The 21,545-nt window shown below is 57.8% G+C and carries 22 protein-coding genes, 1 tRNA gene and 1 pseudogene; 5 read left to right on the top strand and 19 right to left on the bottom strand.

Annotated elements, in window-relative coordinates:
• Nucleotides 1–28: 28 nt before the first annotated feature.
• The 6 genes from BLQ41_RS14415 to BLQ41_RS14390 all read right to left on the bottom strand — a co-directional run bounded on the left by BLQ41_RS14415 (nucleotide 29) and on the right by BLQ41_RS14390 (nucleotide 2,800).
• On the bottom strand, nucleotides 29–457 hold the full coding sequence (locus BLQ41_RS14415) for a hypothetical protein (protein WP_090181859.1): 429 nt from the start codon (nucleotides 455–457) through the stop codon (nucleotides 29–31).
• A gap of 192 nt (nucleotides 458–649) precedes the next feature.
• Complete coding sequence (locus BLQ41_RS14410; protein WP_090181857.1) at nucleotides 650–1,015, bottom strand: bacteriocin; 366 nt, start codon at nucleotides 1,013–1,015, stop codon at nucleotides 650–652.
• Between the two features lie 334 nt (nucleotides 1,016–1,349).
• A complete protein-coding gene (locus tag BLQ41_RS30860; RefSeq protein WP_090181855.1) occupies nucleotides 1,350–1,538 on the bottom strand; it encodes a hypothetical protein in 189 nt (62 codons plus the stop codon).
• Nucleotides 1,539–1,725: 187 nt separating this feature from the next.
• Nucleotides 1,726–2,046, bottom strand: coding sequence for a YbjQ family protein (locus BLQ41_RS14400; protein ID WP_090181853.1), 321 nt, complete (start codon nucleotides 2,044–2,046; stop codon nucleotides 1,726–1,728).
• Between the two features lie 149 nt (nucleotides 2,047–2,195).
• A complete protein-coding gene (locus BLQ41_RS14395; RefSeq protein ID WP_090188544.1) occupies nucleotides 2,196–2,378 on the bottom strand; it encodes a hypothetical protein in 183 nt (60 codons plus the stop codon).
• A gap of 332 nt (nucleotides 2,379–2,710) precedes the next feature.
• Nucleotides 2,711–2,800: transfer RNA gene (locus tag BLQ41_RS14390), tRNA-Ser, on the bottom strand.
• Between the two features lie 308 nt (nucleotides 2,801–3,108).
• On the opposite strand from BLQ41_RS14390, the gene BLQ41_RS14385 reads away from it, so the two are divergent.
• From BLQ41_RS14385 to BLQ41_RS14375, 3 genes are all read left to right on the top strand, one after another.
• The gene (locus BLQ41_RS14385; RefSeq protein ID WP_090181851.1) at nucleotides 3,109–3,798 is read left to right on the top strand and encodes a crotonase/enoyl-CoA hydratase family protein; all 690 of its coding nucleotides are present in this window, start codon (nucleotides 3,109–3,111) and stop codon (nucleotides 3,796–3,798) included.
• 213 nt (nucleotides 3,799–4,011) lie between these two features.
• Entirely contained in the window at nucleotides 4,012–4,734 is a 723-nt protein-coding gene (locus BLQ41_RS14380) for a lysophospholipid acyltransferase family protein (RefSeq protein ID WP_090181849.1), read from the top strand.
• Between the two features lie 163 nt (nucleotides 4,735–4,897).
• Entirely contained in the window at nucleotides 4,898–5,869 is a 972-nt protein-coding gene (locus BLQ41_RS14375; protein ID WP_090181848.1) for a magnesium and cobalt transport protein CorA, read from the top strand.
• A 92-nt stretch (nucleotides 5,870–5,961) separates the two neighbouring features.
• Here the strand turns inward: BLQ41_RS14375 and BLQ41_RS14370 are convergent, their stop codons facing one another.
• From BLQ41_RS14370 to BLQ41_RS14360, 3 genes are all read right to left on the bottom strand, one after another.
• Nucleotides 5,962–6,684: an amidotransferase gene (locus BLQ41_RS14370; RefSeq protein WP_090181846.1), complete on the bottom strand. Its 723-nt coding sequence runs from the start codon at nucleotides 6,682–6,684 to the stop codon at nucleotides 5,962–5,964.
• 95 nt (nucleotides 6,685–6,779) lie between these two features.
• A complete protein-coding gene (locus BLQ41_RS14365) occupies nucleotides 6,780–8,924 on the bottom strand; it encodes a 3-hydroxyacyl-CoA dehydrogenase NAD-binding domain-containing protein (RefSeq protein WP_090181843.1) in 2,145 nt (714 codons plus the stop codon).
• A 25-nt stretch (nucleotides 8,925–8,949) separates the two neighbouring features.
• Complete coding sequence (locus BLQ41_RS14360; protein WP_090181841.1) at nucleotides 8,950–10,155, bottom strand: acetyl-CoA C-acetyltransferase; 1,206 nt, start codon at nucleotides 10,153–10,155, stop codon at nucleotides 8,950–8,952.
• A 590-nt stretch (nucleotides 10,156–10,745) separates the two neighbouring features.
• On the opposite strand from BLQ41_RS14360, the pseudogene BLQ41_RS14355 reads away from it, so the two are divergent.
• Nucleotides 10,746–11,568, top strand: a pseudogene (locus BLQ41_RS14355) (c-type cytochrome).
• A 122-nt stretch (nucleotides 11,569–11,690) separates the two neighbouring features.
• On the opposite strand, the gene BLQ41_RS14350 reads toward BLQ41_RS14355, so the two are convergent.
• From BLQ41_RS14350 to BLQ41_RS14300, 10 genes are all read right to left on the bottom strand, one after another.
• Nucleotides 11,691–12,506: a transglutaminase family protein gene (locus BLQ41_RS14350; RefSeq protein WP_090181837.1), complete on the bottom strand. Its 816-nt coding sequence runs from the start codon at nucleotides 12,504–12,506 to the stop codon at nucleotides 11,691–11,693.
• Nucleotides 12,503–13,453, bottom strand: a complete 951-nt coding sequence (locus tag BLQ41_RS14345) for an alpha-E domain-containing protein (protein ID WP_033055742.1) — start codon at nucleotides 13,451–13,453, stop codon at nucleotides 12,503–12,505. Before BLQ41_RS14345 ends, BLQ41_RS14350 begins: the two co-directional genes overlap by 4 nt.
• A gap of 12 nt (nucleotides 13,454–13,465) precedes the next feature.
• Nucleotides 13,466–14,875, bottom strand: a complete 1,410-nt coding sequence (locus BLQ41_RS14340; RefSeq protein ID WP_090181836.1) for a circularly permuted type 2 ATP-grasp protein — start codon at nucleotides 14,873–14,875, stop codon at nucleotides 13,466–13,468.
• A gap of 496 nt (nucleotides 14,876–15,371) precedes the next feature.
• Nucleotides 15,372–15,713, bottom strand: coding sequence for a ribonuclease E inhibitor RraB (locus BLQ41_RS14330; protein ID WP_090181832.1), 342 nt, complete (start codon nucleotides 15,711–15,713; stop codon nucleotides 15,372–15,374).
• Nucleotides 15,714–15,931: 218 nt separating this feature from the next.
• A complete protein-coding gene (locus BLQ41_RS14325; protein WP_090181829.1) occupies nucleotides 15,932–16,165 on the bottom strand; it encodes a hypothetical protein in 234 nt (77 codons plus the stop codon).
• A gap of 155 nt (nucleotides 16,166–16,320) precedes the next feature.
• Nucleotides 16,321–17,196 carry a polyamine aminopropyltransferase gene (speE, locus tag BLQ41_RS14320; protein WP_090181826.1) on the bottom strand — a complete coding sequence of 292 codons (876 nt, stop codon included), beginning with the start codon at nucleotides 17,194–17,196 and terminating at the stop codon, nucleotides 16,321–16,323.
• Between the two features lie 262 nt (nucleotides 17,197–17,458).
• Nucleotides 17,459–17,650: a PLDc N-terminal domain-containing protein gene (locus tag BLQ41_RS14315; RefSeq protein WP_090181824.1), complete on the bottom strand. Its 192-nt coding sequence runs from the start codon at nucleotides 17,648–17,650 to the stop codon at nucleotides 17,459–17,461.
• A 63-nt stretch (nucleotides 17,651–17,713) separates the two neighbouring features.
• Nucleotides 17,714–18,244: a hypothetical protein gene (locus BLQ41_RS14310; RefSeq protein WP_090181823.1), complete on the bottom strand. Its 531-nt coding sequence runs from the start codon at nucleotides 18,242–18,244 to the stop codon at nucleotides 17,714–17,716.
• Nucleotides 18,245–18,317: 73 nt separating this feature from the next.
• The gene (locus BLQ41_RS14305; RefSeq protein WP_090181821.1) at nucleotides 18,318–18,836 is read right to left on the bottom strand and encodes an ankyrin repeat domain-containing protein; all 519 of its coding nucleotides are present in this window, start codon (nucleotides 18,834–18,836) and stop codon (nucleotides 18,318–18,320) included.
• A gap of 111 nt (nucleotides 18,837–18,947) precedes the next feature.
• The gene (locus tag BLQ41_RS14300) at nucleotides 18,948–20,774 is read right to left on the bottom strand and encodes a long-chain-acyl-CoA synthetase (RefSeq protein WP_090181819.1); all 1,827 of its coding nucleotides are present in this window, start codon (nucleotides 20,772–20,774) and stop codon (nucleotides 18,948–18,950) included.
• Nucleotides 20,775–21,117: 343 nt separating this feature from the next.
• Between BLQ41_RS14300 and BLQ41_RS14295 the strand changes: the two genes are divergently transcribed.
• Complete coding sequence (locus BLQ41_RS14295) at nucleotides 21,118–21,396, top strand: DUF3509 domain-containing protein (RefSeq protein ID WP_090181818.1); 279 nt, start codon at nucleotides 21,118–21,120, stop codon at nucleotides 21,394–21,396.
• Nucleotides 21,397–21,545 lie beyond the last annotated feature (149 nt).

Genomic DNA, 21,545 nt, shown 5'->3' with positions numbered 1-21,545 from the left:
CGGGTTTTTTCTGTCACTCGCTGACGAATCAGTGATTTTTGTTTCTGTGTTTGTTCTTATGCTTGTGGCCGTTTCCAGAATGAGAACCGCCACCGCCACTGTCAGTGCCCAGGTTGTTGCCGAGGGCACCGCCTGCTGCGCCGCCAAGGCCTGCGCCAATGGTCGAACCGGTGGACCCGCCGAGGCGATTGCCGACCAGCGAACCGCCGGCAGAGCCCAGACCACCGCCAATGGCTGCTTCTGTGCGGCTACCCTTGGGAGCGCCGACGGCACTGCCTGCCGCGCCACCCACACCAGCGCCAATTGCCGCGCCTGTGCTGCCGCCCATGCTCTGGCCGACCACATTGCCCAATACACCGCCTAAACCACCGCCAACTGCCGCAGTGCCGTCACCGGCAGCCATTGCACCTTGAGCGACCAAAAGTCCCAGAAACAACGTGGACAATGTCAAACGCATGATATGAACCTCAAATTCCGCATCGGGGGTAAGAGTACGCTCTGCGGATGGGCGCGAGTCTAACACCTGCACTCACTGAATCCGGTCAGCGATGAAGGTTGGACAGCTTTAAATTGGAAGTTAGTGCAAAAGAAATATTCAGAAACGAAAAGCCCGGCATAAAGCCGGGCTTTTCAGCAAATCAACTCACAATCAGTGACGCTTGTGACCCAGGTTGCTACCTACACCGCCACCCAATGCACCACCCAAGCCGGCGCCGATGGTAGAACCGTTCTTGCCGCCCAGGCTGTTACCGATCACCGAACCGCCCGCAGCGCCGACACCGCCACCAATGGCTGCTTTGGTGCGGCTGCCTTTGCGTGCGGCAACAGCACTACCGGCTGCGCCCGCAACGCCAGCACCAATCGCCGCGCCGGTGCTGCCGCCCATGTTCTGGCCGATCACGTTGCCCAATGCACCACCCAGACCGCCACCGATCGCCGCAGTGCCATCACCGGCAGCCATTGCACCTTGAGTCACCAGAAGTCCCAGAACCAGAGCAGGCAGTGTTAAACGCATGACGAAAAACCTCAAAAATAGGGGAAACCGAAAAGCCGGGGATTGAATGCTTTTGAGGAGGTAACGTCCACACAAAAACCACCGTACCTCGCAATTAGCGACGGTTGGACAGTTTTTATGGAAAAGGTTTTATGACAGGCAAAAAAAAGCCCGCTGGGGAACGGGCAGGTACTGCTTTCTAACGGATGAGCTGAGACTACGTAGGACGGTGTGAAAAGTTTGTGAAATTAAATCAATAGGAAAATGATCATTTTTCTGTAGGCCATTTCGCGGAAAATCAGTCTTGGAAAAATGAAAAACCCCGCTCTATTGGCGGGGCGTGAACGGTTGATTGTTACTTCCTGGAAGGCGTCGCCACCCTGGGCAAGAACTTCGCCTTGGCCCCTCGGGGCGCCTTGGATTTCAATTTTTGGGTATGGACCGGGTCTTCGCCAAACCCCGCCACATACTCTGTCTGGCCACATTGCACGCAATTGTTGATTGGTAACTCTGCCCCGTCGTCTTCGATATACGGATCAGCCATAGCTCTTCCCCTCTCAAAGCGGGATCGATACCGGCAAGCCCTATTGCCTGAAAAATACCGACCACCAAGGCTTTTGAGACTAGTCGGTCATTACCGGACTTGTAATTCAGATTTTGCCATGCCCGACGAATGGACCGCGTCGCTTCCTACAAATCAACCCGGCGGATAAACAAGATCGCCGCCCCACTCACCTCAGCTTGACGGCCGTCCCGGTCACAAACACCACCACCATCCCGCCGTTGCCGGACGGCATGCTGATCTCAAAATCGAGTCCCACCACCGCATCCGCCTGAAGAGCCCGCGCCCTCTCCTTGATCTCGTCGGTCGCCTGAATCCGCGCTTCCTTCAACGCCCGCTCCAACGTCTGAGAACGACCACCGAAAAAATCCCGCATGCCAGCGAATATGTCACGGATAACGTTGACGCCCTGTACCGACTCAGCGCTGACGATGTCCAGGTAGGCGGTGATTTGTCGGCCTTCAATGGTTTGGGTTGTGGTGATGATCATCGGAATTCCTTCTTCACGGGGGGCAGGCATTATTCGCCGATAGCCAACGGATGAAAACAAAAAAGCCCAGCATCGGCTGGGCTTTGGAATTCAGATTTCGCTCAAATATCGGAAAATGTATCGGGAGTCGGGCAGCGGCCTCAACAAGGTCATAGAAGCTTGATCAACACCGTCGTAATGGTTGCCACCGTTCCAATCAATCCCGTCGCAACAGCCACCGGATACCAAAAAGTTTCACGGGTCATCTTGCCAGCTTCGGCATTCAGTTTGCGTTGTTCAGAGAGCAACTTGACGATCTCTACGTGAACCATTTCCAGCTCGGCCTGCTTCATGGTCATTTCCTGCATATCTTGCGTACGTCCATCTCGGATAAGGGAGAGCGCCACTTGCGCTGCTCTTTGATTCATTTTGTACCTTTGAGGTGCAAAACAAATACCCCCTCCCCAAATCAGCTCATGAGAGGTGCAAGCCCCATGGAAGCACCGAAGCAACTGGCTTTCCAGCATGACTTCCGACACCACAATGACTTCTCCTACATCATTTCAGGACGTGTCTTCGCCTATTCAGCTGCTTCCAAATCGGCGCCATGACTATTATTCAGCCATCCAGAAACCACAAAACCCCTGATTTCTCTCGAAATCAGGGGTTCTGGTTACATCGAATTTGGCGGTGAAGGAGAGATTCGAACTCTCGATACAATTTCTTGTATACACACTTTCCAGGCGTGCTCCTTAAGCCACTCGGACACTTCACCGTATCTCGTCAAACATGTTCTGTCTGTCGAGGCGCGCTAATGTAGTCGAAAGCTTTTGCGATGGCAAACTTTTTTTGCAGAATTTTCATGTGCTTAGCGTTTCGGTCGTTCCAGCAGATTCCGGGCCATGGCAAACCTGCCAATCTCCGGCTTCGCGCCCTCTTCTATAGAGAGGGGAATGCGTTGTGGGTGCGGCGGGCTACGCTTGCCGGGCGGGGAAAGGGTGACTGGCGGGTCAGTCACGGCGCTTTACCTGGCCTGTCGCGGTGGGTAACGTCTGCCCCAACTTTCATATAAGGAATAGCGTCATGAGTGAGTTGATTTCCTACCATCTCGAAGACGGTATCGCGACCCTGACCTTGAGCAATGGCAAGGTCAATGCCATCTCGCCAGACGTGATTGCGGCGTTCAACGCTGCGCTGGATCAGGCAGTGACTGATCGTGCGGTGGTGATTATTACCGGTACGCCCGGGATTCTGTCCGGTGGTTATGACTTGAAGGTCATGACATCCGGCCCTAAAGAAGCAGTGGCATTGGTCACCGCCGGCTCGACGTTGGCCCGTCGCCTGTTGTCGCACCCGTTCCCGGTCATCGTGGCGTGCCCTGGGCATGCGGTGGCCAAAGGTGCCTTCCTGCTGTTGTCGGCTGACTACCGCATCGGTGTCGACGGCCCGTTCAGCATTGGCCTGAACGAAGTACAAATCGGCATGACCATGCACCACGCCGGTATCGAGATCGCACGTGATCGTCTGCGCAAGTCGGCATTCCATCGCTCTGTGATCAACGGTGAGATGTTTAATCCGCAAAGCGCTGTGGATGCCGGTTTCCTCGACGTGGTGGTGTCGGCCGAGGAGCTGCAAGGCGCGGCGCTGGCGGCGGCCCGTCAGTTGAAGAAGATCAACATGACCGCGCACAAGAACACCAAGTTGAAAGTGCGCAAGGCGCTGCTGGAGACGCTGGACAACGCAATTATCCTGGATCAGGAACACTTGGGTTAAGTCCACACGCGTTACACCGAAAAGCCCGACCCGCGTGTCGGGCTTTTTCTTACGTCCATTGTTGAAAACTCAACAACCGCTCTAGAACGCGTCTGACCCCCAAGTCGGAAACATGCGCACAAACATCGCCTATCTCCTTCCTCTATAGGGGCAATTGCCGAAAACAGTGCACATCCGTACACTGCGCCACCTTTCGTCCCGGTGAGCCTGCAAATGCTGTTTGTGTTGCGTATGTTATTGATGGGCCTGCACTTTGTTCTGGCGGGCGTGCTGGGAGTGATACTCGGGCTGTGCCGACCGTTCAACCCGGACAACAGCCGTCTGTGCGCGCGCCTGTATGCATGGCCGGCGATGTGTATTTTACGTTTGCGCGTGAAGGCTGACGTCGGGCCGTTGATGAATAAACCCGAGAGTTGCGTAATCATCGCCAACCACCAGTCCAACTACGATCTGTTTGTGTTCGGCAACGTGGTGCCCCGCCGCACCGTGTGCATCGGCAAGAAAAGTCTGAAGTGGGTGCCGCTGTTCGGTCAGTTGTTCTGGCTGGCCGGCAATGTATTGATCGACCGCGGCAATGCGCACAAGGCGCGTCAGTCGATGCTGACCACCACGCACACCTTGCAGCATGAGGACACCTCGATCTGGGTCTTTCCGGAAGGCACGCGCAACCTCGGTGAAGAACTGCTGCCCTTCAAGAAAGGTGCGTTCCAGATGGCGATTGCCGCCGGGGTGCCCATCGTGCCGGTGTGCGTCAGCAGTTACGTCAAACACATGCGATTGAACCGCTGGCGCAGTGGGAAAATTCTGATTCGCTCGCTGCCGGCGATTCCAACCGCAGGATTGAGCATGGACGACATGCCTCTGCTGATTGCCCAGTGCCGTGAACAAATGCGCGAGTGCATCGAGTCGATGGACCGGCAACTGCAAGCCGCGTAAAAAGAAAACCCGCCTTGTGCGGGTTTTCTTTTGCCCGCGAGCTTTGGCCCACGAACTCTGCGGTGTTTGCTGACTCTCAAGCAGCAGACACGGCTAAGCTAGATAGTGCTTGCCACTGAGTTTTCGCTGATAAAAAGCACTGAATAAGAAGTGAACCAACATCATGGGTAGAGTTGTTGCTGCAGCGGTGTATAGCGCCGGTAAGAAAGTCTCCAATATCACCCTCGACGAAGGCGCTGCCTGGGCTGCAAAGCCTGGCCACTTTGTCTGGATCGGCCTTGAAGAGCCGAATGCGCACGAGTTGGCCAATCTGCAACGCCAGTTCAATCTGCACGAACTGGCCATTGAAGACGCCCTGGAAAAACACAGCCGACCGAAGCTCGAAACCTTCGGCGATGCGCTGTTCATCGTTACGTATTCGCCGATTCGCCACGAAGGCAAACTGGAGTTCATCGAGACTCATATCTTTGCCGGCAACGGTTACATCATTACCGCACGCAATGGTCATTCGGCGTCCTACGCCCTTGTCCGACAACGTTGTGAGGCGCGTCCGATTCTGCTGGAGCACGGGGAGGATTTCGTCCTCTATGCCATCCTCGATTTCGTCATTGAAAACTACCAGCCAATGGGCGAAGCGATCCATGCCGAGATCGATGAACTGGAGCGCAACGTGCTATGCAGCGAGTTGAAGGAACATGACATCCAGAAACTCCACAGCCTGCGCCGGGATGTATTGCGCCTGCGTCGTTACGCGGGGCCGATGGTGGAAATCGGTGAGGAACTGCAGAAGCTAAGCTTTCCCTTCATCGACAAGAACATGCGCCCCTACTTTCGCGACGTGCAGATTCACGTAACGCGGCAACTGGAGGATCTGACGACGCTGGCGGACATTGCCAGCCAGACGATTGAAGTTGGCGTTTTGCTCGAGGCGGCACGCCAAAGCGTGGTGCAACGCAAGTTTGCGGCGTGGGCGGCCATTCTGGCATTCCCGACGGCAGTGGCCGGGATTTATGGGATGAACTTCCAGAACATGCCCGAGCTGGCGTGGCATTACGGGTATTTTGCGGTGTTGGGGTTTATTACGTTGGGATGCGTGGGTTTGTGGGCGAGCTTCAAGAAGTCGGGGTGGTTGTAGCCAACACCGAGTCGCCTGGAATAATCGCGAGCAGGCTCGCTCCCACATTGGATCTGCACAACACCGCAGATCCAATTTGAGAGCTCTTAACGTCAAACAGCTTCGGGCTTGTGCGCGACAAACCGCATCATCCATTCCGCCACGGTCGTGCCGTGGTGTTCATGCTCAAGACTCGCCATGCCCTGGGAATAAACCTTCTCGCCCAGCGCTTCCTGACGGATATCCAGTAACGCTCGCGAATAATCGTGAATGAATTCCGGATGGCCCTGGAAACACAGCACCTGGTCGTTGATGTGGTACGCGGCGAACGGACAGAAATCGCTCGAGGCGATGACCGTGGCGTTTTCCGGCAGCGACGTCACCTGATCCTGGTGGCTTATCAACAAGGTCAGTTCTTCGCGCAGCGGGCTCATCCACGGCGCTTTCGCAGCCAGTTTGTATTTGTGCGTGCCGACGCCCCAGCCTTGGGTCGCGCGCTCGCTCTTGCCGCCCAACAGCAGCGCCAGCAACTGGTGGCCAAAGCACACGCCCAGCAGTTTGTCGCCGCGCTCGTAACGCTTGAGCAAGTAGGCGCGCAGGGTTTCAATCCACGGATCGGTGCCGAAGGAGTCAGCCTTGCTGCCCGTGATGAGGTAGGCGTCGAACGTCAGATCATCGCTTGGGTACTCACCCTGCATCACGTTGTAGACGCTGAACTCGGCCTCGATAGGTTGCTGCGAAAACAGACGCTGGAACATCTGCCCGTAACCCTGATATTGATCGACCAGTTCTGGACGCAGGATGTCGGTTTCCAGAATGCAGATGCGTAACGACATAAAAAATACCTGACACGTGATGGGAATAATGCACACCCCAGAGCCTGCCTTGAAACACGGTGGCAAGGCAAGCCCCGGAGTGCGTCATACGTCCCTTAGAAGGCCTCCCCTTTGGCGGCTTTCTCCAGCAGCAGCGCGGGCGGCGCGAAACGCTCGCCATATTGCCGGGCCAGGTACTGGGCACGGGCGACGAAGTCTTTCACGCCGTACTGGTTGATGAACTGCAGCGCGCCGCCGGTCCAGGCCGCGAAGCCGATGCCGAAGATCGAGCCGACGTTGGCGTCCGCCGTCGAGGTCAGCACACCCTCCTCCACGCAACGCACAGTTTCGATGGCTTGCACGAACAGCAAGCGATCACGCACGTCCTTGGGCGAAATCTGCCCATCGGCTTTCTCGAAACGGGTTTTCAGTCCGGGCCACAGAAGTTTCTGGCCTCCGGCCGGATACTCGTAGAAACCGCCTCCTGCCGCTTTCCCAGGCCGTTTGTATTCGTTGAGCAGCAAGTCGATCACGGCGAACGCCGGGTGCTCAGTCAGCGGTTTCCCTTCGGTTTGCAGGTCTTTGGCGGTTTGCTGGCGGATATGGCTCATCAGGCTGAGAGACACTTCGTCGGAGATTGCCAGAGGCCCGATCGGCATGCCGGCCTTGCGCGCCTCGGTCTCGATCATCGGCGCGCTCACGCCTTCGCCGAGCATGGCGATGCCCTCGTTGGTGAAGGTGCCGAACACCCGCGAGGTGAAGAAACCGCGACTGTCGTTGACCACAATCGGGGTTTTCTTGATTTGCAGGACGAAATCGAACCCACGCGCCAGGGTTTCGTCGCTGGTGTGGGTGCCCTTGATGATCTCCACCAAGGGCATTTTTTCCACAGGGCTGAAGAAATGCAGGCCGATGAACTTGGTTGGGTCCGGTACGGCGGTGGCCAGGCCGCTGATCGGCAAGGTCGAGGTATTGGAGGCGATCACTGCGTCAGGGCCAACGACCTTCTGCGCGGCTGATGAGACTTTGGCTTTCAATTCACGGTCTTCGAACACCGCTTCGATGATCAGATCGCAACCGGCGAGATCCGCATCGCTCTCGGTGGTGTGAATCCGCGCCAGAATCGCCTCGCGCTGCTCGGCAATCATCTGACCGCGGGCGACTTTCTTGTCCAGCAGCGCGGCCGAATGAGCCTTGCCCTTCTCTGCTGCCGCGAGAGTGACGTCCTTGAGCACCACGTCAACACCGGCCGATGCGCTGACGAACGCAATACCGGCGCCCATCATCCCGGCACCGAGCACGCCGACTTTCTGCGTCACGCAAGGGGCAAAACCTTGAGGACGCGAGCCGCCAGCGTTGATCTCATTGAGTTGAAACCAGAACGTACCGATCAGGTTTTTCGAGATTTGGCCGGTGGTCAATTCTGTGAAGTAGCGGGTTTCGATCAGGTGCGCCGTGTCGAAATCCACTTGGGCACTTTCCACTGCCGCACACAGGATCTTCTCCGGCGCGGGCAGGCAGCCCTGGGTTTTACTGCGCAGGATCGATGGCGCGATGGCCAGCATTTGCGCGACTTTCGGGTTCGACGGCGTGCCACCCGGAATCTGATACCCCTTCACGTCCCAACGCTGCACGGCCGACGGATTGGCCACAATCCAGGCCCGCGCCTTGCTCAGCAACTCATCGTGATCCTTCGCCAACTCGTCAATCAACCCCGCCTGCAACGCTTGTTGTGGCCGGACTTTTTTACCCTCGAGCAAGTAAGGCAGAGCCTTTTCAATCCCCAGCATGCGCACCATGCGCACCACCCCGCCGCCGCCCGGCAACAAGCCGAGGGTCACTTCCGGCAAGCCAAGTTGCACCGATGGAGTGTCCAGCGCCACGCGGTGATGACACGCCAGGCAGATTTCCCAACCGCCGCCCAACGCCGCGCCGTTGATCGCGGCGACCACCGGTTTTCCGAGTGTTTCCAGCGTACGCAATTGGCCCTTGAGGGTCAGCACCATGTCGTAGAAGGCTTTGGCTTCGGGTTTGCCGACCTTGATCAATTCATTGAGGTCGCCACCGGCAAAAAAGGTTTTCTTGGCCGAGGTGATGATGACGCCGACAAGGCTGTCCTTTTCGGCCACCAATCTGGCAACGCAGCCGGCCATGGCCTCGCGATAGACCGCGTTCATGGTGTTGGCGCTCTGGCCCGGCATGTCAATGGTCAGGACGACGATCTGGTCCTGACCTTTTTCGTAACGAATGGCTTCGGTCATGTCATTTGTTCCTTAAGGTCGGGGCTCAGAGGCGTTCGATGATGGTGGCAATGCCCATGCCGCCGCCGACACACAGGGTCGCGAGGCCGTAGCGCAGGCGCCGGGTTTCCAGTTCATCGAGTAAGGTGCCGAGAATCGCGCAGCCAGTGGCGCCCAACGGGTGCCCCATGGCGATGGAGCCGCCGTTGACGTTGACCTTTTCCGGGTCGATGGCCATGTCCTTGATGAATTTGAGCACCACCGAGGCGAAAGCTTCGTTGACCTCGAACAGGTCGATGTCTTCGACTCGCAACCCGGCCTTGGCCAATGCCTTGCGCGTAGCCGGTGCGGGGCCGGTGAGCATGATGGTCGGATCGGTGCTGGTCACCGCAGTGGCAACGATCCGCGCCCGTGGCTGCAACCCCAGTGCCCGGCCCTTGGCCTCGGAGCCGATCAGCATCAGCGCCGCGCCATCGACGATCCCGGAGCTGTTGCCCGGAGTGTGCACGTGGTTGATCCGCTCGACATGGCTGTACACGCGCAATGCGGTGGCGTCGAAACCCATATGCCCCATCATCTCGAAACTCGGCTTGAGTTTGGCCAGGCCTTCAAGGGTGGATTCGGCGCGGATGAATTCATCATGATCGAGCAGGATGATGCCGTTCTGGTCCTGCACCGGCACCAGCGACTTGTTGAACGAACCATCGGCGCGGGCCCGGGCCGCTTTCTGCTGGGAGTACAACGCGTAGGCATCGACGTCTTGGCGGCTGAAACCTTCAATCGTGGCAATCAGGTCGGCGCCCACGCCTTGCGGGGTGAAATGGCTATGCAGATTGGTTTCCGGGTCCAGCGCCCAAGGGCCGCCGTCGCTGCCCATGGGCACGCGAGACATGGACTCGACGCCACCGACCACCACCAGGTCTTCGAATCCGGAACGGACTTTCATCGCGCCCAGGTTCACGGCTTCCAGTCCCGAAGCGCAAAAGCGGTTGATCTGCACGCCTGACACGCTGACGTCCCAATCGGCCACTTGTGCTGCGGTTTTGGCGATATCGGAGCCTTGATCGCCGATTGGCGTGACACAGCCGAGCACCACGTCATCCACTTGGCTGGTGTCCAGAGACATGCGCTGTTGCAATGCCGTAAGCAGCCCCGCCACCAGATTCACCGGCTTGACACTGTGCAGGGAGCCCTCAGGCTTCCCTTTGCCACGGGGCGTGCGTAACGCATCGAAAATCAAAGCTTGAGTCATGACATCCTCGAACCTGGCGGTGAGTAAACACTGAGCCTCCACCTTATTCCGAGCCCGCGCCGATTCAATGACCGCAATGCTCACTGGCGTTGACGGACACGCTCAGACGGACGGTCGCCAAGCCGTGGATTAACCGATTCACGTCACCAAGCTGTCTAGCAAAAGGGCGCCCAAGAAGCTGGCAATAGGCCTCATGCCTTTTTAATAGCCTGTAGCACGCAAACCATATGAAATGGATCTAAACCAAGCGTGACGCGGGCTCTAAGGTGAACATGTACTAAGTTGTCGTCGGGTTTTGCCGAGGCGCTCGTCTTACAGGAAGTGCAACGCTCGCCGTCATGGAGATATGCAGGCAGGCATCAGGAAATAACAAAAAAGGCGGTCAAGCCATGTTCAAACATTCGAAAGTACGTCAAGCCGGGCTCATTTTATTCGCCACTACGCTGTTGTTGATTTTGCCGAACCTGACGAAGGTGATCGGCTAGTCGATCATTTAACGGCGCCAGGTTTTCTATCGCCCTCTTAAAAATGTGACTGGCTCGCTACCCGGGCCAGCGTGGGTGTGCCAACATTTATGGCACTCTCACGACATGGACGGCGATCATTTTGAAAACGCTTATTTTGTTCGGGGCCTTGCTGCTCGGCTCGCCCCTGTATGCCGCACAGCTGAATCTGGAGCTGGGCGCGAACAGTCGCACCTGGCAGACCGAGGAGTTGCTCAAGCACCCTCAAGCCCAGACCATCACCATCAGTAACGACGTTTCCTACAAACGGGACATGAGCTATCGCGCTGTTCCGTTGAGCGCGTTATTGACCGGCATCAAGCCTGACGATCATCTGCAAGCCGTGGCGCTGGACGGGTTTGCCGCGGAGTTGTCGGCGGCGCCATTACTCAATACCAAGGGCGCCCGCGCATGGTTGGCGATTGAGGACCCGGCCAAGCCGTGGCCACCACTGTCCGAAGGCAAGCACAGCGCCGGACCGTTTTATCTGGTGTGGACCAATCCACAAGCCGGCAATATCAGCCCCGAGCAATGGCCGTTCGAAGTGGCGAGCATCAAGCGCATGGCGCCCGTGGCCGAGCGCTTCCCTGCCCTGCTGCCTGATCCTGCGTTGAAGGCGGATGATCCGGTGAATAAAGGCTTTGCGCTGTTTCAGAAGAATTGCCTGGCCTGCCATCGACTCAATGGTGCGGGGGACGCGCAGTTTGGGCCGGACTTGAATATTCCGTTCAGCCCGACCGAATACTTCGGGGCGGATTTTCTCAAGCGCTACATTCGTGATCCGCAGAGTTTGCGCCAGTGGCCGCAGGCGAAGATGCCGGGGTTTGCGCAGTCGGTGTTGCCGGATGGCGATCTGGAGATGTTGGTGGGGTATCTGAAACACATGGCGGGACGCAAGGTTAAGCCCTGACATCAATCCCATTGTGGGAGCGGGCTTGCCCGCGATGGCGGACTTTCAGTCAATAAATGTGTGACTGACAAGCCGCCATCGCGGGCAAGCCCGCTCCCACAGGAGGTTTGTGGTGTTGCGGATTATTGTTGCTGGACGGAGATTACCGGCGCAGGCATCGGCGTTGGCGATACAAACACCTTCGCGTGCATCTGCTCACACCCACCACCGCGCCGCATGCCGCGCACCGGGCAGGCGTCCAGATAATCCAGGCCCACGGCCAGTTTCAAATGGCGCTCCGGCCGGGCCAGTTCGTTGGTCACATCGAAGCTGTACCAGGCGTCATCCAGCCAGGCTTCAGCCCAGGCGTGACTGGCCAGGTGCTCGCTGTTCTCGCTGTACAAATAACCCGACACATAACGCGATGGAATGCCCAGGCTGCGCGCGCAGGCGAGGAACGCATGGGTGTGGTCCTGGCAGACGCCTGCACGCCCGGCGAAAGCCTGGGCGGCGCTGGTGTCGACTTCGGTGGAGCCCGGCGTGTAAGTCATGTGCGAGTTCAAGCCATGCATCAAGTCGATCAGCGCGGTGCGATCCCGACGTTTCTTGCATTCTTTTTCCGCAAACGCACGTAGGGCTTCGTCCGCTTCGGTCAGTCGGGTGAAGCGCAGGAACGGCAGCGCCGATTGGCTTTCGTGTTCGGCTTCGCGCAGTTCGTCGATGTCGACCTGGCCACGGGCGCCGATGATGATCGCTTCATGCGGCTCGTCCATGGTCAGCACGTGCAGGATATTGCCGAACGGGTCCAGTTGCGCGCGCACCGGGCGCGGCAGGTCGAGCTGCCAACTCAGAACATGCTGGCGCTCGCTGTCGTGGGGAGTCAGTCGCAAATACTGGATGCTCGCCCGCACCTGATCTTCGTAGTGATAGGTGGTCTCGTGGCTAATGGAAAGTCTCATGCAGCCTCCAGGTAGGAACTGTGAATGGCGTTACCCAACTGGCGCACCAGCGGGATGAACTCGGTCAGCCAGGCATGCAGGCCTTCGTCGAGAATTTCGGTGATGCCGGTGTAGCGCAGGCGCGCGTCCATCTCCGCCGCCAGACGTTGCGCGGGACGGCCATTGGCCCCCGGCAACTGGGCGAGGATCTGGTCGATTTCTTCGGTGCAGGCGCGCAGGGAACGCGGAACGTCAGCTCGCAGCAACAGCAGCTCGGCGACATGGCGGGCGCCGGGAGCATCGCGATAGATCTCGGTGTACGCCTCGAACGATGACAATGCCCGCAGCAACGCGCTCCACTGGTAATAGGCGTGAGCGGTACCATCGCTGACCGCCTCGGCCTGATCGCCGGCCATTTCATAGCGGGCGTCGAGCAGGCGCAACGTGTTGTCGGCCCGTTCGATAAACGTCCCCAGGCGAATGAAGCGGAACGCATCGTTGCGCATGATCGTGCCGTAGGACGCGCCCCTGAACAGGTGGGAACGCTCCTTGATCCACTCGCAGAAACGGCTCATGCCGTACCGGCTCAAGCCCTGATCGGCAATCCCGCGAATTTCCAGCCAGGTGGCGTTGATGTTTTCCCACATGTCGGCGGTGATTCGCCCACGCACCGCATGGGCACTGGCCCGTGCAGCGCCCAGACAGCTGTAGATGCTGGCCGGGTTGGCGGCGTCCAGGGCGAAGAAATGCAGCAGCCGTTCGGCGTGCAAATCGCCGTGGCGCTCCAGGTAATCGTCCAGGGTTCCGGTGATCAGCAATGGCATGGCCAATTCGTGCAGACCGTCGCCGCGACCATCCTGTGGCATCAGCGACAGCGAATAACTGATGTCGAGCATCCGTGCGAGGTTTTCCGCCCGCTCCAGGTAACGCGACATCCAATACAAATCCGAGGCAGTTCTACTTAACATGGCAAGCTTCCTTCAATCCTCGACTACCCAGGTGTCCTTGGTTCCGCCGCCCTGGGAGGAATTCACCACCAGGGAGCCTTCGCGCAGGGCGACACGGGTCAAACCGCCGGGCACAACCCGGGTTTCGCGGCCAGACAATACGAACGGCCGCAGGTCGATGTGCCGTGGAGCGATGCCGTTTTCGACAAAGGTCGGACACGTCGACAACGACAGCGTCGGTTGCGCGATGTACGCATGGGGTTTGGCTTTGATCCGCGCGCGGAACGACTCGATCTCCGCCGCCGTCGCCGCCGGCCCCACCAGCATTCCGTAACCGCCGGAGCCTTGGGTTTCCTTGACCACCAGGTCTGGAAGGTTGGCCAGCACGTGGGACAGTTCAGAGGGATTACGGCACTGGAACGTCGGCACGTTTTTCAGGATCGGTTCTTCATCGAGGTAGAAACGGATCATGTCCGTGACAAACGGATACACCGACTTGTCGTCCGCGACCCCGGTGCCGATGGCATTCGCCAGCACTACGTTGCCGGAGCGGTATGACGACAAGAGCCCCGGCACGCCGAGCATCGAATCAGGGTTGAACGCCAGGGGATCGAGAAAAGCATCGTCGAGACGACGATAGATCACGTCGACGGCTTTCGGCCCGTCCGTGGTGCGCATGAACACTTTGTCATCGCGCACGAACAGGTCAGCGCCCTCCACCAGTTCAACGCCCATTTCCCGCGCCAGGAAGGCATGTTCGAAAAACGCGCTGTTGAAGCGGCCCGGCGTCAACACCACCACGCTCGGGTTATCGATCGGGCTGGAGCTTTTCAGGGTGTCGAGCAACAGATTCGGGTAGTGGTCGATGGGCGCGATGCGCTGGGCCGCGAACAACTCGGGGAACAGGCGCATCATCATCTTGCGGTCTTCGAGCATGTAGCTCACGCCGCTCGGTGTGCGCAGGTTGTCTTCGAGCACGTAGTACGTGCCGTCGCCATCACGCACCAAGTCGACGCCGGAGATGTGCGAATAGATATCGCGGTGCAGGTCCAACCCCTGCATCGCCAACTGGTACTGCTCGTTGGCCAGCACTTGTTCGGCCGGGATGATGCCGGCCTTGATGATGCGTTGCTCGTGATACAGGTCGGCGAGGAACATGTTTAGCGCCTTGACCCGCTGGATACAGCCGCGTTCGACAATCCGCCATTCGCTGGCGGGGATGCTGCGGGGGATGGTGTCGAAGGGAATCAGGCGCTCTGTCCCCTGCTCATCACCGTAAAGCGTGAACGTAATCCCGGCGCGATGAAACAACAGATCGGCCTCGCGTCGCCGTTGTGCCAATAGCTCGTCAGGCGTCTCGGCCAGCCAACGGGCAAACTCCCGATAATGCGGGCGGACCTGGCCGCCGGCATCGTACATCTCATCAAAATAGGTGCGGATCATGCCGTACTCCTTGTCACCCGGACATCTAGGCTTCGCAAGGCCCGTGCCATCGGCAGAAACGCTTTGATATCAATCAGTTGGATAATGCCTGCGTTAGTACCGCACCAATCCTGTGCAGCAAACGCCCCAAGCTGACAGCCCCCGCTTCATTGCAAGGCGAAGTTCTCGCCTATCACCAGCATAGTCAGAGTTGATTTCACTGCCCGGGAGTCGATACGGATAATCCACGCATCCGCTGCAAAATCTGACCGAAACTTCCCTTTAGCCGCCTGCTCAGGCGGTTTTTTTTGATTCCTTGAAACGTTATGAAGCAAATTGAAGATCAAAAGATCGCAGCCTCGTTGCACTCGACAGCTCCTACAAAGAACGCATTCCAATGTAGGAGCTGTCGAGTGCAACGAGGCTGCGATCTTTTGATCTTGATCTTCAAACCCCACAAACGAAAACGGCCAACCCGAAGGTCAGCCGTTGCTGAGCGTTGTCACTGTTCATAGCGTTATGCGAGTAGCCCTCGTACCTCCTGTTTGACGCCCCACCCTTCGATGATGCCGCCCAGAGGCTCGACCACCGCTTCGAAATCCTGCTCAAAGTCGCCAATCCCGTCATAGGTGGCGTACATCACTTTGCTCAGTTCCAGCGCCCATGCGCCGTCATCGCGCACGCTGATTTGTGCATTCAAGGATTCACCACAGTAATGCCCTGCCGCCCTGCGTGCCCGTTCCTCATCCGGGAAAATGGCGTAGAACTCGATGGGATGGAATCGTGAAAAGTCAAAACCGCCTTCTTTCATGCGGCGCAGCACGCTGCTGCTGATGTCTTCTTGATAGGCTGTGCTCATGAAACGTCCCCCTCAAATTGATGGATAGACTTTCCGTATTCCCGGCACTCGCAACCGATGGGTGCGAGCGATGCGGCAACGATGTTGCCGGTGGGAAGCAAGCATGTAGCTGACAAGACCAGACCTTAGCGATCCGTTCGCTGATCTCGATTGCAGAGTAGCGCCAAGATAGAGCCGTTGCCAAGGCCTGGTGTTTCAAGAATGTGCCAGAAGTTGTATCAGACGGGAGTAATGCCGAGGATTTGTATGCTGTTTTGGGCTTTAAGACTTTTGACACTCGCGTCAGCCGTTCGCCCTTCCAGATCATTCAGATCCAGTTCGGCAGCGACAGGAAAAAGTCTTTCCTTGAGGAGTTTGGCGGCTTGCTCGTTATCCGGGCACTCGTCGCGCTCGAAGACTTCGTCGACTGTTTCACCGTGATCATCCACGAAAGTGATTTTCCACTTTTGCATCAGTGCCTCCTCGAACAAACCCGCAAATGGGCTTACCTCTATCTGGACTTTTGGCCTGACTGATCGTTCAACGAAATACACCGTAAAGGCATGAAAAATATAACCTGTTGGAGCGAACACGCTCGCTCCAACAGGGTTATGCGTACATCTTCAGTTTAGTCGTTGCTTGGCTTGTTCACTGCTTGCAGCACGTATTGCGGCAAGGCGAAGGCGCCGATGTGGATTTCCGGGTTGTAGTAGCGGGTGATAATGCCGCTGCCGGCGAAACGCTGTTGCAGGGTTTCACGGGACAATTTGCGATACGCAGTATTGGTCGCGCCCCAGGCAAAGGTCATCGAGCCACCGATGTAGGTCGGCACGGCGGCCTGATAGAAGTGCCAGTCCGGGAACAGGCTGCGCAGGCGGCCGGCGGTGGTTTTGACTTCTTCGATCTGCATGAACGGCGTGCCGTTCTGCGTGACCAGAATGCCGCCTTCGTTGAGGCAGCGACGGCAAGCCTGGTAGAAGTTTTCCGAGAACAGCACTTCACCTGGACCGATCGGGTCGGTGGAGTCGGAAATGATCACGTCGAATTTTTCAGTGGTGGTGGCGACGAAACGCATGCCGTCGTCGATCACCAGGTTCAGGCGTGGATCATCGAACGCACCTTTGGAGTGGTTCGGCAGAAACTCCTTGCACATGTCGACCACGGTGCCGTCGATCTCGACCATGGTGATGTGCTCGACGCCGCCGTGTTTGGCCACTTCACGCAACATGCCGCCGTCGCCGCCACCGATGATCAGTACGCGCTTGGCGCTGCCGTGGGCCAGGATCGGCACATGGGTGAGCATTTCGTGGTAGATGAATTCATCGGCTTCGGTGGTCTGGATCACGCCGTCCAGCGCCATCACCCGGCCCATGCGCGGGTTTTCGAAGATCACCAGGTGCTGGTGTTCGGTGCGCACTTCGTGCAGCAGTTTTTCCATGCGAAAACGCTGGCCGTAGCCTTCGTAGAGGGTTTCCAGGTATTCGCTGGTTGGGGTAGTGCTCATGGGAAGTGCTCCGATGAATGCGGGTGGCAACGGACGGTTACCCGCCCATGATGGCCAATCGATCGGTTCGATTGACCGGGAAAGGCGCGCATTCTACGTCGCGGAAGATGACAGGTCGAACCTCACTTGATGAGTCGACACAATCCTTTGTGGGAGCGGGCTTGCCCGCGATGAAATCGCTGCGGTCTATCAGCTGCACCGCGGTGATTCCATCGCGGGCAAGCCCGCTCCCACAGGTAAGGCGTCGACCTTCAGAGAGAGATCAGATCCGAACATTACCCCGTGGCCCGGCGATGGCCCAGATGATCAGGCCCAGGACCGGCAGCAGCAGGATCAGCAGCACCCAGATGATTTTCATCCCTGTTTCAGCGCCACTTTTGAGCACGTTGATGATTGCCCAGATATCCAGGGCAAGAATGATCAGGCCAATCAGACCGTTGAACGTGGAACCCATGGTGTCGCTCCTAAGAGTGGTATGCACTCTTAGGATAGCCGGGCCTTGCGAGGGTTCCGTTTTTTAAACGTGAATCGCGACTTTGAGGGCTTCGAGCGAAGGCGCGGCAGCGATGCCGACTTCGGCGCACAGTTCCAGCACGCGAGGCACGTCGTTGCCGTAGACCAGCACCACTTGCAACTCGTCATCGAGCAACTGACTGAAGTTCATCAGCGTGTAACCGCCGTTTTCCTTGTTCATGCTGCCCATCTGCACCTGAATGCGGTTGAGCGCGGTCAGGGCTTCGGTTTTCGCCAGCTGCTTGGGCTTGATGTTGAAATCCACCCCGGGGCCGAACGAGGCGACGATCTGCGCGAACAGATCCATGTAGGTGTCGGCCTGGAACAGCACGGTCTCCGGCAGACTGCCGACGACCACCCACTCGCCCAGCGGAATCGGGAAGGTGTCGTCGTAGTTGATATCCGGATTGGCCGTCAGAAAAGCTTCGGGATCGGCGTAGGCCTGGGCCGCTTCCCCAGCGACTTTCAGGATTTCGTCATCGCTCATGCACCCGGAGCTGATTTTGCTGATGAGTTCGACGAGTGCGGCTTTCATGGGGCGGATCCTGTAGCGAGTGAATTTTGAGGGCGCGAAGGATAGCGCATTACGCCCCCTAATCCGTAGCCGATCAGCCGAGCAGTTTCTGCAATTGCGCAGTGGTATCGACGGCACCCATCGTTTTCGCAGCATCCAGCGCGGACACGCCATTGGCGTCCTTGGCTTTCGGGTCGGCGCCTTTGCTGATCAGGTAGTCGACGATTTCGACGCGGTTGAACATCGCCGCCATCATCAGCGCAGTACGACCGTCAAAGGACGAGCCTTCGACTTGTGCGCCACCTTCCACCAGCGCCTGGACCACCGCCAGGTCGCCTTTGAACGCAGCACCGGCAATCGGGCTCTGGCCGTTGTCGTTGCGGATTTCCGGGTCGGCCTTGTGCTCCAGCAGTACTTTTACCGTTTCCACATGACCGTGGTAAGCGGCGAGCATCAGCAAGGTGTCGCCCTTGTGGTTGCGCAGGTTCGGCGGCAGGCCTTTGGTCAGCAGCGCAGCCATCATGGCCGCATCGCCCTCGCGTGCTTTGTTGAAGACCTGCTCGGCAAATTCGGCGGCTTCTTCGGGGGTCATCTGGCGGCTTTGGTCAGACATCGGGCACTCCACGTTCGGTTATTCGCAAAGCCGACAGTTTCCAGAGCAGCCCCGAAGCTGTCACTTCTTTTTTCTCAAGGTCCGCCATAGCCACATTCAATAGCGCTGCTTTCAATAACGAAAAGCGCCGCCGTGAATATCCGCCAGCACCTGATCGGTGACTTGCACATAAGTCTGGGTGCCGGGCAGCCAGGCATAGATCGGGTCGTCGCCAGTTTTAGCGGGGTCGAAGGCTTCGTCCTTGAGCCGGGTCTTCTGGTATTTGAAGGTGCCGGTGGTCTCCATTTTCACTTTCACCCGCAGGAACAGCGGCACCGCATACGCGGGCATTCGCTCGCGGGCAAATGCCAACAGCTCGCTGAAATCCAGGGTCGCCAAGGACTCCGCCGGTGTGATTGCGGCCATGCCGGCTCGTCCGTTGGTGTTGCGGATTTCGACGCCATAGGCCACGGCTTCGCAAATATTCGGGTGTTGCAGGAGGATGTTCTCGACCTCGGTGGTCGAGACGTTTTCACCCTTCCAGCGGTAGGTGTCCCCCAGCCGGTCGACGAATTGCGCGTGACCAAAACCGATGTTGCGCAGCAGATCGCCGGTGTTGAAGTAACGGTCGCCTTTCACGAACACGTCGTGAAGGACAACTTTCTCGGTCTTCTGCGGATCGGTGTAGCCGTCCAGTGGCGCCTTCTCGTCGATCCGCGCCAGCAACAGGCCCTGCTCGCCTTTGCCGACCTTGCGCATGAAGCCCTTGGCATTACGCGTCGGCATGCCGCTGTCATGGTCGTAGGCCACCAGCTCCCAGGCCATCAGGGAGAAACCGATGGTGTTGTCAAAGTTGAGAATGTTGCTGAACCCGATGTTGCCGTCGCTGGCGGCATACAGCTCACAGATGTGCCCGACGCCAAAGCGCGTCTTGAACTCGCGCCAGGCACCGGGACGCAGGCCGTTGCCGATCATCTTCGTCACTGGGTGCTGGTTGTCATCGGCGCTGGGTGGTTGATCCACCAGGTAGCGGCACAATTCACCGACATACCCCAGGGTGGTCGCCCGATACTTGCGCACGTCCTGCCAGAATTGGCTGGCGCTGAATTTGCGGCGGATGGCAAATCCTGAGGCACCGTTGATTGCCGAACCCCAACACACGCACAGCCCGGTGGCGTGATACAGCGGCAAGGTGCAATAGACCACATCCTGAGGCTGCATATTCAGGGCGATCAGGCCAAAGCTCACCGAGCTGCGCATCCAGCGACCGTGCTTGAAGACGCCCGCCTTGGGCAACCCGGTGGTGCCGGAGGTGTAGATATAGAAACAGGGATCGTCGAAAAAGACCTGCTGGCTGCTGACGGGGTTCTCGCTGGACGCGGTGGCGGCGTCAGTCATCAGATTGATGAAACCGGCGGGCGCGACACCGGGATGGCTGTAGGTGTCTTGATCGGCAACGAACCAGGTGCGCGTCGTATCGATCGACACCCTTTCACGGACCGCGCTGAAGGCCGGGACCAGTTCTTCGCCGACGATGATCGCCACGGGCGTTACCAGGTTCAGGCTGTGAGCCAGTGTGTCGCGGGTTTGTGAGGTGTTGAGCAAGGCACTGATCGCACCGACTTTGGCCACGGCCAATATCGTCACCAGCAGTTCCGGGCGGTTCTCGAGAAAAACCGCCACCACATCGCCCTTGCCGATGCCTTGGGCAATCAGGTGATGGGCGATGCGATTGGCCCACTGGTTGACCTGTGCATAACTCAGCGCCACATCGTTTTGCATCAACGCGGGGCCATCAGGGTTGCGCAAGGTGGCTTGCTCGAACGTCCAGCCGAGGCCACACGGTTGGGTCGGGTCCTTGACGTTAGCGACTTTCATGCCTTTCACCACTCGGGGAATGGTTTTGGCAATGGAAGGCAGCTTGCGGAGCATCATGCCCCAGGTAATCGTGTCGCTCATGCGTGCTCCCGTTAGATCTTTTTATTGTCGGGCGGCGTTCTATGAAACCGAAAATACGTCAGCGGTTCTTCAGCTGTACACGCAGTTTTTGAAATGTTTTGTATCTGCACCAGCGGGGTGAAAACCGTGAACCTCAGTGCGGGCAAATGGTTCCATTGAATCGTGCCCGACCACGCAAAATGCAGGATGCACGATGGCCTTTCATGCAGTTTGCACGAAACCCAAAAATCACTAAAAAATTAACCTATTGATTTATAACGATTTTTAAAAAATCAGGTGCTGGCACAATCACTGCAACTACCTCTCCATGCTTGCTAATCAAGTGCTAACGGAGCTGATAGACATGAGCCTGATCCAAGAAAAATTTACCTCCCTGTTCTCCAACTTCGATGTGACCACCCAGCCGCGTCCTGACGGTGGCATTCTGCTGACCCTGCGCAGCACCGAAGGCAAAGTGTTCAAGCGTTCGATTTCCTACCAGCAATTGCATGCTGGCGATCAGTTGTCCTGGGTAATCAGTGCGATCCGTCGTGACTTGGCCGAACAAGCCAGCGAACTGCCGCAGATCTCCATGCTGCAAAGCCAGCAACGGTTTGCCCTGCCGACGTATCACTCGGCGTAAAACCTGCGGTTGTATAAATAAGTACGCTGCAAACAAACAGGCCGTGAGAGCTTTCGCTCCACGGCCTGTTTTGTGTAAGACGGTACTCCGATCCCCTGTGGGAGCGAGCCTGCTCGCGATGGCGGTGTATCAGTCGACACATGTATTAA

The sequence above is a fragment of the Pseudomonas arsenicoxydans genome (assembly GCF_900103875.1).
GTDB lineage: Bacteria > Pseudomonadota > Gammaproteobacteria > Pseudomonadales > Pseudomonadaceae > Aquipseudomonas > Aquipseudomonas arsenicoxydans.
This window is presented reverse-complemented; position numbering and strand designations above follow the sequence as displayed.

What these genes read in the sequence shown, in the direction of transcription:
- BLQ41_RS14375 (WP_090181848.1), top strand. Translation starts at nt 4,898, where the DNA reads ATGGGTAGAGTTGTTGCTGCAGCGGTGTATAGCGCCGGTAAGAAAGTC.
- BLQ41_RS14325 (WP_090181829.1), bottom strand. Translation starts at nt 16,165, where the DNA reads ATGCAAAAGTGGAAAATCACTTTCGTGGATGATCACGGTGAAACAGTC.
- BLQ41_RS14310 (WP_090181823.1), bottom strand. Translation starts at nt 18,244, where the DNA reads ATGAAAGCCGCACTCGTCGAACTCATCAGCAAAATCAGCTCCGGGTGC.
- BLQ41_RS14300 (WP_090181819.1), bottom strand. Translation starts at nt 20,774, where the DNA reads ATGAGCGACACGATTACCTGGGGCATGATGCTCCGCAAGCTGCCTTCC.
- BLQ41_RS14415 (WP_090181859.1), bottom strand. Translation starts at nt 457, where the DNA reads ATGCGTTTGACATTGTCCACGTTGTTTCTGGGACTTTTGGTCGCTCAA.
- BLQ41_RS14305 (WP_090181821.1), bottom strand. Translation starts at nt 18,836, where the DNA reads ATGTCTGACCAAAGCCGCCAGATGACCCCCGAAGAAGCCGCCGAATTT.
- BLQ41_RS14370 (WP_090181846.1), bottom strand. Translation starts at nt 6,684, where the DNA reads ATGTCGTTACGCATCTGCATTCTGGAAACCGACATCCTGCGTCCAGAA.
- BLQ41_RS14400 (WP_090181853.1), bottom strand. Translation starts at nt 2,046, where the DNA reads ATGATCATCACCACAACCCAAACCATTGAAGGCCGACAAATCACCGCC.
- BLQ41_RS14360 (WP_090181841.1), bottom strand. Translation starts at nt 10,155, where the DNA reads ATGACTCAAGCTTTGATTTTCGATGCGTTACGCACGCCCCGTGGCAAA.
- BLQ41_RS14340 (WP_090181836.1), bottom strand. Translation starts at nt 14,875, where the DNA reads ATGATCCGCACCTATTTTGATGAGATGTACGATGCCGGCGGCCAGGTC.
- BLQ41_RS14395 (WP_090188544.1), bottom strand. Translation starts at nt 2,378, where the DNA reads ATGAAGCAGGCCGAGCTGGAAATGGTTCACGTAGAGATCGTCAAGTTG.
- BLQ41_RS14385 (WP_090181851.1), top strand. Translation starts at nt 3,109, where the DNA reads ATGAGTGAGTTGATTTCCTACCATCTCGAAGACGGTATCGCGACCCTG.
- BLQ41_RS30860 (WP_090181855.1), bottom strand. Translation starts at nt 1,538, where the DNA reads ATGGCTGATCCGTATATCGAAGACGACGGGGCAGAGTTACCAATCAAC.
- BLQ41_RS14345 (WP_033055742.1), bottom strand. Translation starts at nt 13,453, where the DNA reads ATGTTAAGTAGAACTGCCTCGGATTTGTATTGGATGTCGCGTTACCTG.
- BLQ41_RS14315 (WP_090181824.1), bottom strand. Translation starts at nt 17,650, where the DNA reads ATGGGTTCCACGTTCAACGGTCTGATTGGCCTGATCATTCTTGCCCTG.
- speE (WP_090181826.1), bottom strand. Translation starts at nt 17,196, where the DNA reads ATGAGCACTACCCCAACCAGCGAATACCTGGAAACCCTCTACGAAGGC.
- BLQ41_RS14365 (WP_090181843.1), bottom strand. Translation starts at nt 8,924, where the DNA reads ATGACCGAAGCCATTCGTTACGAAAAAGGTCAGGACCAGATCGTCGTC.
- BLQ41_RS14350 (WP_090181837.1), bottom strand. Translation starts at nt 12,506, where the DNA reads ATGAGACTTTCCATTAGCCACGAGACCACCTATCACTACGAAGATCAG.
- BLQ41_RS14295 (WP_090181818.1), top strand. Translation starts at nt 21,118, where the DNA reads ATGAGCCTGATCCAAGAAAAATTTACCTCCCTGTTCTCCAACTTCGAT.
- BLQ41_RS14380 (WP_090181849.1), top strand. Translation starts at nt 4,012, where the DNA reads ATGCTGTTTGTGTTGCGTATGTTATTGATGGGCCTGCACTTTGTTCTG.
- BLQ41_RS14330 (WP_090181832.1), bottom strand. Translation starts at nt 15,713, where the DNA reads ATGAGCACAGCCTATCAAGAAGACATCAGCAGCAGCGTGCTGCGCCGC.
- BLQ41_RS14410 (WP_090181857.1), bottom strand. Translation starts at nt 1,015, where the DNA reads ATGCGTTTAACACTGCCTGCTCTGGTTCTGGGACTTCTGGTGACTCAA.